We start from the raw sequence: 14328 nt of genomic DNA on the forward strand, positions 1-14328 counted from the left end.
GCTGCCGACCGCAGCTGCCCATGCACGACCGAAGGATCCCACCTCCCGATGACGGCCGCCCCTGGTTCCGCTCCGTCCCTCCCCGCCCAGGCCGACGCCAAGCGATCGGCCTGGCACCGTGTCAGAGGCTCCATGACACGGCAGGAGTGGATCAGGGTCGGCGGGATGGCGGCCTTCGTGCTCGCCCTGCACGTCATCGGGTGGGGGACACTCGTCGGGATCATCGCGCCGCAGCACTTCACCGTCGGCACGGAGTCGTTCGGCATCGGCATCGGCGTCACCGCCTACACCCTCGGCATGCGGCACGCCTTCGACGCCGACCACATCGCGGCGATCGACAACACCACCCGCAAGCTGATGGGGGAGGGGCAGCGCCCGCTCTCGGTCGGCTTCTGGTTCTCGCTCGGCCACTCCAGCATCGTCTTCGGCCTGTCGCTGCTGCTCTCGTTCGGCATGAAGACGCTGGCCGGACCGGTCCGGGACGACGGCTCCCACCTGCACGAGGTCACCGGCCTGATCGGCACGACGGTCTCCGGGACCTTCCTCTACCTCATCGCCGGCATCAACCTCGTCATCCTGGCCGGCATCTGGAAGGTGTTCCGGCAGATGCGCTCCGGCGCCTACGACGAGGCGGCCCTGGAGACGCAGCTGAACAACCGCGGCTTCATGAACCGCTTCCTCGGCCGGGTCACCGGCTCGGTCAGCAAGCCCTGGCAGATGTACCCGCTCGGCCTGCTGTTCGGCCTCGGCTTCGACACCGCCACCGAGATCGCCCTGCTGGTCCTGGCCGGTTCCGGCGCGGCCTCCGGACTGCCCTGGTACGCGATCATGACCCTGCCGATCCTGTTCGCCGCGGGCATGTCGCTCCTCGACACCATCGACGGCTCGTTCATGAACTTCGCCTACGAGTGGGCGTTCTCCAAGCCGGTCCGCAAGGTCTACTACAACCTCACCGTCACCGGCCTGTCCGTGGCCGTCGCGCTCGTCATCGGCACCGTGGAACTCCTCGGCCTCCTCGCCGACAAGCTGGACCTGCACGGCGTCTTCTGGGACTGGGTGGCCGGCCTCGACCTCAACACCGTCGGCTTCGTCATCGTCGGCCTCTTCTTCGCCACCTGGGCGGTCGCCCTGCTGATCTGGAAGGCGGGCCGCATCGAGGAGAAGTGGACGACGGGCCTCGCCCCCCGCCCCGCGGAGCAGACCGAGGGCTGACGGGCCTCAGCCCCTGAGCCTGAGTCCCTGAGCCTGAGTCCCTGAGCCTCAGCCCCTGATCTTCAGGTCCGCCCGCCACTTGAGGATCTGCTTCTCCGGGTCGCCGGTGTACGACCACGGGGTGCGGGTGGCCCGGCGCCCCTGGAGCCGCAGCAGGTCGGCGGCGATGTCGGTGGCGCCCGCCTGGCAGGCCGCGTGCGTGAGGTGGTTCAGGTCCCGGACCTCACCGGGGGCGACCGGGACGTCGTCGCGCCGGACGATCCAGCGGTGCCAGGTGCGCCGTACGTCGCTGACCGCGCCGTCGTGCCTCCAGTGCTGGCCGTGACCGACCGGGGTCCGCCGCCCGCGCGCCCCCTCCAGGGTGTGGCGGAACTCCTCGACGCGGGCGTACTGCACCAGGACCGGCAGCGCGCAGCCCGGCGGGGCGACCCCGGCCGCGTCGCGGGCGAAGTCGTACATCAGTCCGTGCGAGCCGTGCCAGCGTGCCGAGTAGTAGTGGAGCACCTGGAGGTGGCCCTCCACGTGGTACGGGTCGCGCCGGTGCAGCTCGTCCCACCAGCGGGCGAGTTCCTGGCGGCGCACCCCGGCCGGGCAGAGCCGGGCCACCGAGATCAGGGAGACCCACGGGGTGGGGTCCTGCGGGTAGGCCTCCGCGGCCGCCAGGCAGGCCAGCACGGCGGCGTCGATCCTCGCCGGGTCGATCGGGGTGCCCCGGCCCGCGGAGACGGCCAGGGTGAAGGCCCGGGCCGTCTCGGTCGCCGCCCGGAGCACCAGTGCGTCGGCGCCGCGGGGCTCGGCGGCCAGCCAGGACTCCACCGTCGAACCGCCCGCGCAGTCCTGCGCCAGTCGGCGGACCCGGTGTCCCCGGGCCCGCCAGTCGGAGCCGGTGGCCCGCAGCAGTTCCCGCAGTCCCTGCCAGCGGCCGATGACGACGTCCTGGCGGGCGGAGGTCAGGCCGGTGTCCCCGCAGTCCGGGTCGAAGTCGGGGGCGAAGCGGTCTCGCGCCATCTGACCCGTCCCTCAGAAGTCGGTGGGGAGGCCTTCGTAAGCCCGGGCATGTGCGGTGGGCCGGCCGTCCGGGACGAAGTCGGCCGCGACGGTGCGGGCGGCGTCCAGCCGGGCGGGCCGGTAGTAGTCGCTGCCCCGTTTCCAGTACCAGAGCATCGGGACCAGGCCGACGGCGAGACCGCCGAGACCGATCGCGACCGCCGCGGGGGTCAGCTCGCCCAGCGACTCGACGAAGACCCAGAACATGAACAGGGCGCCGCACAGCGGCCACACCCCGCCGAGCAGGAAGTCGGCCGCGGACCTCAGCAGCATCCTGCGGTAGGCGACGACCACCGCGAGTCCGGCGAGACCGTAGTAGACGGCGATCTGCAGACCGATGGCCGAGATGGCGTCGGAGAGGATGTCGCCCACCGAGCCCAGCGCGTTGGAGGCGATGAACATCACCAGCGCCACCCCGCCGACCACCGCGATCGCCACGTGCGGTGTGTTCCAGGTGCGGTGCACCCGGCCCAGCGCGGCCGGCATCGTCCGGTCGCGGCCCATCGCGAAGAGCGAGCGGCTGACCTGGATGAGGGTCGTCTCCAGGGTGGCGATGGTGGACAGCATCACGGCGGCGACGAGCAGCTTGCCGCCCCAGCCCGGCCAGACCTCCTCGCCGAGGACGGCCGGTACGTTGGCGCCGTTCGCCGCGATCCGGTCCGAGGACAGGACCATGTTCACGGTGACGGTGAACACCTCGAACAGCGCGAAGACGACACCGACCCCGATCAGCCCCGCGATCCCGGGCGTACGGCGGGAGTCGCGGGTCTCCTCGCTGAGGTTGCCGGTCACGTCCCAGCCCCAGTAGGAGAAGGCGGCGACGAGGGCGCCCGAGGCGAAGCCGGAGACGCCGTGGAAGTGCGAGAAGCCCAGCCAGGACCAGTCGAAGGCGCGGGCGTTGCCGGTGTGGAAGAGGGCGAGCACCGCGAACAGCAGCAGGATCGCCAGCTCGACGCCGGACATCAGCAGCTGGGCGCGGACCGTGAGCCGGGCGCCGCCGAGCACCACCGCCAGCATGACCACGAACCAGGCGGCGCCGACCGCCGTCGACAGGGCGGTGTCGTCGGCGAGTCCCGGGTCGACCAGGGACAGCGTCATCGAGCCGGCCGGCAGTGACCCGGCCACCATGAAGATGGTCGCCGAGACCACCAGCGCCCAGCCGCTGACGAAGCCGAGGAAGGGGTGCAGGGTGCGGCCCACCCACGAGTAGCTCGCACCCGCGTTCACGTCGATCCGGCCCAGGTAGCTGAAGGCCAGCGCGATGCCCAGCATCGGTATCGCGCACCACAGCAGCGCCGCCGGACCGGCCAGGCCGACCGTCCCGACCAGCACCGCGGTGGTCGCGGCCAGTGAGTAGGCCGGTGCGCTGCCCGCGACGGCCATCACCACGGTGTCGAACGTGCCGAGGGCGTTCGCCTGCAGTCCTCTGCCCCTGCTGTTGCTCATGGTTGTGCTGCTTTCGGTCGTGCACGGCGGCGGCCGGCCGGAAGGAGGAAGGCATGGCGAAGGCCGCATGCCGAGAGTCGGCGGACGGTCACACCGCGTGTGTGGGTGTGATGATAGCGGCCCGCTTTGACCTTTCAAGTCGACCGACAGGTAGTCTCATATGCCACCTAAAGATGCCAACTTCCGCACCGGCCACGCCCGTTCCCGACCTCTTCAGTCCTCCAGCCGGTCGAGCTGCCGAAGCTTGTTGGTGGCGTCCAGCGCCGCGACCTTGTAGGACTCCGCCAGCGTCGGGTAGTTGAACACCGCGTCCACCAGATAGTCGACGGTGCCGCCGCAGCCCATCACCGACTGACCGATGTGGATCAGTTCTGTCGCTCCGGTGCCGAAGCAGTGCACGCCGAGCAGCCGCCGGTCCTCGGGGGACACCAGCAGCTTGAGCATCCCGTGCGAGTCGCCGATGATCTGGCCGCGGGCCAGCTCCCGGTACCGCGCCACCCCGACCTCGAACGGCACGCAGTCCTCGGTGAGCTGGTCCTCGGTCCGGCCGACGAAGCTGATCTCCGGGATCGTGTAGATGCCGATGGGCTGGAGGTTGTCCAGCTGCCCGACCGGCTCCCCGAAGGCGTGGTACGCGGCCATCCTGCCCTGTTCCATCGAGGTCGCGGCGAGCGCCGGGAAGCCGATGACGTCACCGACGGCGTAGATGTGCGCCACCTCGGTGCGGAAGTGCGCGTCCACCGTGATCCGGCCGCGCCGGTCGGCCGTGAGGCCCGCCTTCTCCAGGTCGAGCCCGTCGGTCAGGCCCTGCCGGCCGGCCGAGTACATCACCGTGTCCGCCGGTATCTTCTTGCCGCTCTCCAGCACGGTCAGGGTGCCCCGCGCGTGCCGCTCCACCGCGGCGACGGTCTCCCCGAACCGGAAGGTCACGGCCAGGTCCCTGAGGTGGTACTTGAGCGACTCGACGACCTCGACGTCGCACATGTCGAGCATGGCCGCGCGCTTCTCGACCACCGTGACCTTGCTGCCCAGCGCCGCGAACATCGAGGCGTACTCCATGCCGATCACACCGGCGCCCACGATGACCATGGAGCGCGGCACCCGCTCCAGCGACAGCACGTTGTCCGAGTCCATGACGGTCCGGCCGTCGAAGGCGACGCTGTCGGGGCGGGCCGGCCGGGTGCCGGTGGCGATCACGATGTGGTCGGCGGTCAGCTGCCGTTCGTCGCCGTTCGGTTCGCGCAGGGCGACGGTGTGCGGGTCGACGAACCGGCCGGTGCCGGAGCAGAGGGTCACCTGGTTGCGGGAGAGCTGGTTGCGGATGACGTCCACCTCGCGGCTGACCACGTGCTGGGTGCGCGCGGTCAGGTCGGCGACGGTGATGTCCTCCTTCAGCCGGTAGCTCTGGCCGTACAGGTCCCGCTGGGTGAGGCCGGTCAGATAGAGGACGGCCTCGCGCAGGGTCTTGGAGGGGATGGTCCCGGTGTGGATGGACACGCCGCCGACCATCTCGGGGCTGTCGACGACGGCGACCCGGCGGCCCAGCTTGGCCGCTGCGATGGCTGCCTTCTGGCCGCCGGGTCCGGATCCGATGACGAGCATGTCGAAGTCTGGCACCTTGCGGAGTCTGTCAGCAGGCAGCCTCGCTCCGGAAGGGCGAACCGGCGTCCGTCTCGTGAAATCCGTTACGGACCCGAACCGTTGGCCAGGGAAGGAGAGGTGGTCGGGGAAGGAGGCGCGGTCAGGGAAGGAGGCGCTCGACGCAGTTCGGCCCCTCGCGCTCCATCTTCTTGCGGGCCCATTCCAGGGTGGCCGGGGTGACGTCGCGGCCGGACGCCATCACCAGGTCCTCGGGCGCCACCCCGGTGCCGGGGGCGCTGTGCAGCAGTGAGTCCGGGGTGGCGCGGTCGTCGGACGGCCGGGACGCTTCGGGTTCTGGGGTCGACATGGTCCCTCCTTCACGGAGCGGGGTGCACACTCTCACGATTGCCCGCCCGGGCGCGCCGCGCATCCCGAGCGGCGCTCCTAAGCTGGAAGGTGCCCGTACGTCCAGCCGGGGAGGCCACCACCATGGCCGAACAGCCGTTCTATGAGAATGCGCCCGGGAGCCCCCGGTACCTGCCGATCGCCGAACACGGGCTGATCGGCGACCTGCGCAGCGTGGCCCTGGTGGGCAGCAACGGCACCATCGACTGGTACTGCTGTCCGTCCTTCGACGCCCCCAGCGTCTTCGCCGCGGTCCTGGACGCCGAGCGCGGCGGCTTCTTCGCCCTGTCCGCGGCCGTGCCGGCCCGGACCAAGCAGTTCTACTTCCCCGACACCAACGTGCTGATCACCCGGTTCTTCACCGACGACGGCGTCGGCGAGGTCCAGGACTTCATGCCGGTGGCCGCCGAGTCCGGCGAGCCCGAGCGGCACCGGCTGATCCGCCGGGTGCTGTGCGTGCGCGGCACCGTGCCGTTCCGGGTCCGGGTGGCGCCCCGCTTCAACTACGGCGCCGACCCGCACACCCTGAGCATGCTCGGCGACACCGTCCTGTTCGAGTCCCCGGCCATGTCCCTGGCGCTCACCTCCACCGTCGCCCTGGAGAGCGACGGCCCGGACGCCTGCGCCGACTTCAAGCTCGCCGAGGGCGAGTCCGCCGTCTTCGCCCTCGACCAGGCCGGCCAGGACATCGCCCCGCGCGGCTGCGCCCGCATCGAAGCAGAACGCCAGTTCGAGGCGACGGTCTGCTACTGGCGGCGCTGGCTGCACCGCTCCCGCTACCGGGGCCGCTGGCGCGAGATGGTCCACCGCTCCGCCCTCACCCTGAAGCTGCTCACCTACGGTCCCACCGGCGCCATCGTCGCCGCACCCACCACCAGCCTCCCCGAGCAGCTGGGCGGCGAGCGCAACTGGGACTACCGCTACGTCTGGATCCGCGACGCCGCCTTCGCCGTCTACGCCCTGCTGCGGCTCGGCTTCACCAGCGAGGCCGAGGCCTTCATGAGCTTCGTGACCACCTACATCAGCCCCGGCGACGGCTTCGCCTCCGGCCCGCTGCAGATCATGTACGGCATCGACGGCCGCACCGAGCTGCCCGAGCGCGAGCTCCCGCACCTGGAGGGCCACCGCGGCTCCGCCCCGGTGCGCGTCGGCAACGACGCGGCCGGCCAGCTCCAGCTCGACATCTACGGCGCCCTCATCGACTCGATCTACCTCTACGACAAGTGGGCCCAGCCCATCTCCAGCGCCCAGTGGGACGACGTCACCCGCCTCGTCGAATGGGTCTGCGACCATTGGGACCAGCCCGACGAGGGGGTCTGGGAGACCCGCGGCGGCCGCAAGAACTTCCTCTACTCACGGCTGATGTGCTGGGTCGCCATCGAGCGGGCGATCCGCCTCGCCAACCGGCGCGGCCTGCCCGCCGACCTGCCCCGCTGGCAGGAGGCCCGCGACGCCGTCTACCGGCGGATCATGGACCGCGGCTGGTCGCAGCGGCGCCGCGCCTTCGTCCAGCACGAGGACGGCGACGTCCTGGACGCCTCGCTGCTCATGATGCCGCTGGCCAAGTTCATCGCCCCGACCGACCCCAAGTGGCTGTCCACCCTCGACGCCCTCACCGAGGACCTGGTCTCCGACTCCCTCGTCTACCGCTACGACCCGCAGGCCAGCCCCGACGGACTCCGCGGCGACGAGGGCACCTTCTCCATCTGCTCCTTCTGGTACGTCGAGGCACTGGTGCGCGCCGGACGGGTGGACGAGGCCCGGCTCGCCTTCGAGAAGATGCTCACCTACGCCAACCACCTCGGCCTGTACGCCGAGGAGATCGGCCGGACCGGCGAGCAACAGGGCAACTTCCCGCAGGCGTTCACCCATCTCGCCCTGATCAGCGCCGCGTTCAACCTCGACCGGGCCCTGGGCTGAGCGCCGGGCGCAGCGGGACCACGCCGCGGACCGCCCGGGTCAGGGCAGCGGCTGCTCCGCCCAGATGACCTTGCCGGACGGGGTGTAGCGGGTGCCCCAGCGCTCGGCGATCTGCGCGACCAGGAACAGGCCCCGGCCGCCCTCGTCGGTGCTCGCCGCGTACCGCAGATGCGGCGAGGTCGTGCTGGCGTCGGAGACCTCGCAGATCAGCGTGCGGTCGCGCAGCAGCCGTACGCCGATGGGCTCGCGGCCGTAGCGGATGGCGTTGGTGACCAGCTCGCTCAGGATCAGCTCGGTGGTGAAGGACAGCTCGTCCAGCTCCCACCGGGCGAGCCGCCCGGTCACCTCGGCGCGGATCTCCGAGACCGCCGCCGGGTCGGACGGCACCTGCCACTGGGCGACCTGGTCCGCGGCGAGCGCCCGGGTACGCGCGACGATCAGCGCCACGTCGTCGCTGGGCCGGGCCGGCAGCCGCTCCAGGACCGCGGCGCAGGTCTCGTCGGGGGTGGCCCCGGCCGCCGACTCCAGTGCGCCGGCGAGCAGTTCGAGGCCCTCGTCGATGTCCCGCTGCCGGTCCTCGACCAGTCCGTCCGTGTACAGCACCAGACTGCTGCCCTCGGGCAGCTCCAACTCGGCCGTCTCGAACGGCAGTCCGCCCAGCCCGAGGGGCGGCCCGGCCGGTACGTCCGGGAACTCCACGCTGCCGTCGGGCCTGAGCAGGGCCGGCGGCGGATGTCCGGCACGGGCCAGCGTGCAGCGCCGGGAGACCGGGTCGTAGATCGCGTACAGACAGGTCGCGCCGGTGATGGTGGCCGTGCTGTCCGCGGGCGTCTCGTCCAGGTCGATACGGCCCACCAACTCGTCCAGCAGGCCCAGCAGTTCGTCGGGCTGAAGGTCCAGGGCCGAGAAGTTGTGCACCGCCGTGCGCAGCCGCCCCATGGTGGCCGCCGCGTGCAGCCCGTGCCCCACCACGTCGCCGACCACCAGCGCCACCCGCGCCCCGGACAGCGGCAGCACGTCGAACCAGTCGCCGCCCACGCCCGACTGCGCCGGCAGATACCGGTAGGCGATCTCCAGCGCGCCCTGCTCGGGCAGGCTGCGCGGCAGCAGACTGCGCTGGAGGGTCACCGCCATGCTGTGCTCGCGCGTGTAGCGGCGGGCGTTGTCGATGGAGACGGCGGCACGGGCCACCAGCTCCTCCGCGAGGGCCAGTTCCTCGGTGTCGAACGGCGTCGGCTTCTCGGACCGGCAGAAGTTGGCCAGGCCCAGCACCAGGTTCCCGGCCCGCAACGGCACGGTGATCAGCGAGTGGATGCCGAACTCCAGGATCCGCCCGGTCAGCTCCGGGTCCTGGGCCCGCCAGCCGGGCGCCTCGCGCAGCCGCGGCTCGACCACGGACTCACCGGTCTGCAGGCCGCGGAACTGCGGCGAGGTCGGCACGAACCGGATCCGCTCGCCGACCGGGTACAGCGGGGCGTCCTTGCGGATCCCGGCGAACGCCACCCGGCGCAGCGTGTCCCCGGGCCTCGGCTCCTCGCCCTTGAGCACCGCGTCGTACAGGTCGATGCCGGCGTAGTCCGCGAACCGGGGCACGGCCAGCTCCGCCAGCTCCTCGGCGGTGCGGGTGACGTCCAGAGTGGTGCCGATGCCCACCCCGGCGTCGTACAGCATGTTCAGCCGCTCGCGGGCCACCTCGGCGCGGCCGGACAGGGCGCGCAGCTCGGTGGAGTCGCGCAGCGTGGCCACGCTGCCCGGCGGGCCGCCGCGGGCGTCCGTGGGCCGCTGGTTGATGGCCAGCAGCCGGTCCTTGACCAGGTGCACCTCGTCGGTGGCGACCCGCCCGGAGGCCAGCAGCCCCGCGGTCTCACCGTCCAGCCCGAGGTCCCGGACATGGCGGCCCTCGGCGTCCGCGGGCAGGCCGAGCAGGCGCTGGGCCTCGTCGTTGGCGAGCAGCAGCCGGCCCTCCCCGCCGAGGATCAGCACGCCCTCGCGCACCGAGTGCAGCACCGCGTCGTGGTGCTCGTACATGCGGGTCATCTCGTGCGGGCCCAGCCCGTGCGTCTGGCGCATCAGCCGCCGGCTGACCAGCGCCGTGCCCGCCGTCGCCAGGGTCAGCGCGGCCGCGGCCGCGACCAGCAGCAGCGGCAGCTGCTGGTCGGCCGTGCCGCCCGCGTGCGCGGTCGTGATGCCGGCCGACACCAGCCCGACCACCTTGCCGCCGGCGTCCCTGACCGGGACCACCACCTGCGTCAGATGCCCGATGGTGCCGTTGACCTCCTCGGTGACCGTCCCGCCGGCCAGCGCGGGCGCGATGGTCCCGACGAACTTCTTGCCGATCCGGTCCGGCTTGGGGTGCGTGTAGCGCACCCCCTCGGTGTTCATGACGACGATGAAGTCGACCCCGGTCGCCTTGCGGGCCGCCTCGGCCTTCGGCTGGAGCACGGTCGTGGGGTCCGGCAGCCGCAGCGCCGCCGCCGTACCGGGCGCGTTGGCGAAGGTCTGGGCGACCGCCATCGACCGGTTGCGGGCCTCCAGACTGCTGTCGCGCCGCACCTGGAGCACCTGGGCCACCGCGGCCGCCACGACCAGCAGCAGCACGATCACCACCTGGAGCACGAACACCTGCCCGGCCAGGCTGCGCCCGCTCACCGCCGACCACAGCCACCCGGACCGGGCACGTCCCCCCGGGGCCGCCGTCGGCCGCGGACCGGCGAGCGGCGCGCGGGGGCTCACGGAACCTCGGGGCGGCCGAGTGTCGGACCGGCCGGGCAGACGGACCATGAGCCCATGTCTACACTGCCCGGCCGCGCGAGGCGAGAGCGCCTCGTGAGGTGACCGGCCGGTCACTTTGTGGCGCCGCGGTCACCGGCGGCGCGGGGCCGCGGTACGGCGGGTGGCGAGCAGCAGTGCCACGTCGTCGGGCCGGTCGGTGGCGTGCCGGGCCGTCGCGGTGAGCCGGTCGGCCACCCCGGCGAGCGACCGGCCGCCGCGCCGCCCCGGCGCCGCCCCGGCCCGCGCCAGGGCCAGCCGCAGGGCCGTGATGCCGTCGTCGATGTCGGCGCCGGGCCGCTCCACCAGACCGTCCGTGTACAGCGCGAGGATCGCGTCCGGGACCAGCTCCAGTTCGGCCACCGGGTACCGGGCCCGCGGATCCACGCCCAGCACGACCCCGCCGGGTATGTCCAGGACCCGGGTGCGGCCGTCCGGGGCGCGCAGCAGCGGCGGCGGATGACCGGCCCGGGCGATCCGGGCGTGCCCGGTGGCGGGGTCCAGGCGCAGGTAGCAGCAGCTGGCGAACTGGCCCGGGTCGAGGTCGATCAGCAGATGGTTCGTACCGCTCATCACCTCGTCCGGCGGCCGGTCGCCGAGCGCGAACGCCCGCACGGCGCTGCGCAGCTGGCCCATGGTGGCGGCCGCCTGCACCCCGTGCCCCTGGACGTCGCCGATGACCAGGGCGAGTCCGTCGCCCGCCTCGACGACGTCGTACCAGTCGCCGCCCACGTCCATGCCCTGGGTGCCCGGCAGATAGCGTCCCGCGGTCTCCACCCCGGGGTGCGCCGAGAGCCGGCGGGGCAGCAGCGCCTGCTGGAGTCCGCGGGCGAGGGCGGCCTCGCTCTCGTAGCGCCGGGCCTTCTCCAGCGCGTGCGCGATCAGACCCGCGAGCGCCGTGAGGACCGTGCGCTCCTCGGTGCTGAAGGAGCGCGGCACGTCGAAGCCGAGGATGCAGGAACCGACCGGGCGGCCGGAGGCGATCAGCGGCAGGAACGCGCGGGCACCGACGTGGGCGTCCAGGGCGAGGCCCGGATAGGCGGCCGCCAGCTGTTCCATCGACTCGAAGAACAGCGGCTTCCCGGTGGTCAGCGTCTCCACGCCGGGCAGGTGGGCGTCCAGGCCGACGCCGTCGAACGGGGCGAGGAACCCCTTCGGGAAGCCGTTCTCCCAGGCCAGGTAGAGGTGCCGGTCCTGGAGCAGGTAGATGGCCAGCCGGCCGCCGCCGAACGCCGGGAGCAGCTCCCGCATCACCACCGCCGACACCTGCTGCGCCGTCACCGCGTCGGTCAGCGCGATGGCCAGCGCGATCGGCCGGTACAGCGGGGCCAGCGAGGCATCGCGGGCCCGGCCGGACCGGCCCGCCGCGTCCGGCTCGCCGGGCTGCTCCGGGCGGGCCAGGTGCACGGACGGGTCCAAGCGGTTGGCGCGCACGACCGTGCAGGTCACCAGGTCGGGCCCCGGATGCAGGGACAGCGCGAGCCAGTCGCCCCCGGCGGCCTCGCCGTGCCGGACCTGGAAGTGCACCGGGTCGGGGGCGAGCAGCGCACCGCGCCAGTGGTCGTCGTACGGCGGCCCGCTGAGCCACGGCATGACCTCCCACACCGGCCGGCCGAGCAGTTCGGCGTGCGGCCGCCCCGCCAGCCGGGCGGTGGCCGGGTTGGCGTAGACGACCAGCCCCGTGCGGTCCAGGCAGAACACGCCCTGCGGCAGCAGGTCGGCCGCCCCGTCGGCGGACGCGGCCGGGCCCGGGTCGACGACGATCCCGGAGACCAGGGGCGGATCGGCGGCGCCGGGCGGCGGCCACAGCTCCAGCAGCCGCGGGGTCCCGTCGCCGGCCCGCACCGGCAGCGGCGCGGCGGGCGGCTTCCCGGCCGCGGTCTCCCTGAGCGCGGCCAGCACACGGTGGGCGTCCGCCGGCGCCACCGCGTCCGCCAGCTCGGGCCCGGTCCCGGGGCAGTTCTCCGGCCCCACCCCCAGCAGGGCGTGCAGCCGGTCGTCCGCGCGGACCGCGGAGGTGGCCGGGTCCCAGGTGAAACGGCCGATCCGGGCCGCTCCCGGGCGTGCCGCGGGCGGCCGTACGCACACCGGCTCGCCCTCCCAGACGACCGCCGCCTCACCCGCCTCCGCGACCAGCTCGCGCAGCCCGGCCCCCAGGTTCTCGGCCAGCCGGGCCAGCCGGTCCACATCCGGCAGCTCGTCCACGGTGTCCGGGACCGCCGGACGCAGCACCGTCAGCACCCCGAAGGCCGGCGCCGCCCCGGGCACCGGTGTGTACACCGAGCCGAACTGGAACGGCAGCCCGGCCGCGAACTGGGGGTAGCGGCGCACCATCTCGGTCGCGTCCGGGAGCACCACCCGCACCCCGAGCCGGTAGGCGTCCGCGACCGGGAACGGCCGGTCCACGTGCAGCCGCCACCAGGGCCGGAACAGCTGACCGGGGAGCCCCACCAGGGTCGAGAGCCGCAGCAGCCCGGGCGTGGACGAACGCAGGTACACCCCGGCGACGTGGCCCGCCGCCGCGCTCAGGGCGCCGGTCGAGGCGTCGACCAGCAGCGCGGTCAGCCGCTCACGCGCCCGGCCCACGTGCTCCCCGCTCCCAGTCATCCGATCCTGCCTCGTCCGCGCACCGCCGGGTGGGTGACACAGCAAGAATGCGCCACGACGGCCCGCGATCGCACCTCCGCGGCGGGAAACGGCAGGCCGCCACCGGTGTTCTCACACCGCTGCCTCACCCGGGTGGCGGGAGCCCGTACGGGACCCTCGTAATGGCCTGCGCAACGCCGCGTGCCGTACGTGGGGGGCCAGGTACGGGCGCATCCTTCTCCTGGAGCCGAGCATGATCACCCGCTCTTCGTCCCCCAGTCCCCACGACTCCGCCGTACCCCTCGCCGCGACCGGCGTCGACACCCCACCCCCCGACCCCGCGGACCGGCCCGCACAGCCTCCGGAGAAGATCCCCGCGGCCGCCCACGAGGCCGCGCTTGCCTACGGCGACCCGCTCGACGGCCTGGTCCGCACGGCCGTCGCCGACCGCCCGCCGGAGGACGTGGTCCGTCTGATCGCCCTCCTGGAACGTGACCCCGCGCACGCCCGGGCCGCCCTCGACGCGCTGCGCGCGGCAGGCCTCGACCGCACGGTCGAGGAGGTCGCCCTGCTCGTCACGCTCCTCACCCGGGCGCTCCGGGAGCCGGACAGCGCCGACGAGACGATCCGGGCCGCCGCCGAGGGCCGTCCCGTGGAGGAGGTGACCCGGCTGATGGAGCTGCTGCACCGCACGCCCCTGGAACCCCACTGCGGCCGGGCCGCCGTCCGCGCGGCCGCGGTCGGCCGTCCGGTGGAGGACGTCGCCCGCCCCATCGGCGGCCTGGCGGGCGCCCGCGCGGCCCGGGACGCGCCCGCCGTCCCGGAATCCCCGGCGCCCGAAGCACCGGCCGCACCCGCCGGAACCCGAGCACCGGCCGCACCCGCCGAGCCGGCCGCCCGGTCCTCGCCGGGCGCCCGCACCGGCCGGGGCGCCGCCGTGGTGTTCCTGTTCTGCGCGGTGGCGTACCTCCCGCGCCAGTGGGCCGGACCACCGCCCCTCGGGCTGCTCGCGCCGCTCCTGTGCGTCGCGCTCGCCGTCGCGCTGGCGCTGCCCGCCGCACGGCTCGTGGCCGCCTGCGCCGGGGCGCCGGCCGGCACCGCCCTCGCGGCCGCGCGGGCCCTGCGCACGCACCTCGGGCAGCCACGGCTCTCCACCCTCCTGGAGACCACGCTGGCCCCGCCCTGGCTGGCCGTCCCGGCCGCGGTCTGCGCCGCCCTCGCGTCCCTGTCCGTCCTGCTGACCGCGTACGCCGTCCGCGCCGACCGCCGCTGACGCGCCGGACCTCCGCCCACCGGGCCCCGGCTGAGCGCGGGCCCCGGCTGAGCCCGGGGCCCGGTGGGCGCGGCACCGGCCGGCCGTCC

At 73.6% G+C, this 14328-nt stretch carries 9 protein-coding genes; 3 read left to right on the forward strand and 6 right to left on the reverse strand.

From position 1 onward, the window contains the following. Positions 1-48 precede the first annotated feature (48 nt). The gene (nicT, locus tag ACZ619_RS08015) at positions 49-1212 is read left to right on the forward strand and encodes a Nickel transporter NicT (protein ID WP_469595598.1); all 1164 of its coding nucleotides are present in this window, start codon (positions 49-51) and stop codon (positions 1210-1212) included. Positions 1213-1260: 48 nt separating this feature from the next. Here the strand turns inward: nicT and ACZ619_RS08020 are convergent, their stop codons facing one another. The 4 genes from ACZ619_RS08020 to ACZ619_RS08035 form a co-directional block, all read right to left on the reverse strand. Continuing rightward, entirely contained in the window at positions 1261-2220 is a 960-nt protein-coding gene (locus ACZ619_RS08020) for a hypothetical protein (protein ID WP_469595600.1), read from the reverse strand. A gap of 12 nt (positions 2221-2232) precedes the next feature. Beyond that, positions 2233-3705, reverse strand: coding sequence for an APC family permease (locus tag ACZ619_RS08025; RefSeq protein ID WP_469595602.1), 1473 nt, complete (start codon positions 3703-3705; stop codon positions 2233-2235). 213 nt (positions 3706-3918) lie between these two features. Further along, positions 3919-5322, reverse strand: a complete 1404-nt coding sequence (gene sthA / locus ACZ619_RS08030) for a Si-specific NAD(P)(+) transhydrogenase (protein WP_469595605.1) — start codon at positions 5320-5322, stop codon at positions 3919-3921. Between the two features lie 124 nt (positions 5323-5446). Further along, positions 5447-5653: a hypothetical protein gene (locus ACZ619_RS08035; RefSeq protein WP_469595608.1), complete on the reverse strand. Its 207-nt coding sequence runs from the start codon at positions 5651-5653 to the stop codon at positions 5447-5449. Positions 5654-5775: 122 nt separating this feature from the next. Here ACZ619_RS08035 and ACZ619_RS08040 point away from each other — a divergent pair, with 122 nt between their 5' ends. After that, positions 5776-7611: a glycoside hydrolase family 15 protein gene (locus ACZ619_RS08040; RefSeq protein ID WP_469595610.1), complete on the forward strand. Its 1836-nt coding sequence runs from the start codon at positions 5776-5778 to the stop codon at positions 7609-7611. Between the two features lie 39 nt (positions 7612-7650). Here ACZ619_RS08040 and ACZ619_RS08045 read toward each other — a convergent pair whose 3' ends face one another. Together ACZ619_RS08045 and ACZ619_RS08050 are read right to left on the reverse strand one after the other, a co-directional pair. Then, a complete protein-coding gene (locus ACZ619_RS08045) occupies positions 7651-10392 on the reverse strand; it encodes a SpoIIE family protein phosphatase (protein ID WP_469595612.1) in 2742 nt (913 codons plus the stop codon). A gap of 81 nt (positions 10393-10473) precedes the next feature. Then, a complete protein-coding gene (locus ACZ619_RS08050; protein ID WP_469595615.1) occupies positions 10474-12987 on the reverse strand; it encodes a SpoIIE family protein phosphatase in 2514 nt (837 codons plus the stop codon). A 232-nt stretch (positions 12988-13219) separates the two neighbouring features. On the opposite strand from ACZ619_RS08050, the gene ACZ619_RS08055 reads away from it, so the two are divergent. Then, positions 13220-14239 carry a hypothetical protein gene (locus tag ACZ619_RS08055; protein WP_469595617.1) on the forward strand — a complete coding sequence of 340 codons (1020 nt, stop codon included), beginning with the start codon at positions 13220-13222 and terminating at the stop codon, positions 14237-14239. The last annotated feature ends 89 nt before the right edge of the window (positions 14240-14328 follow it).

It is taken from the genome of Streptomyces sp. NPDC104367 (assembly GCF_055583825.1).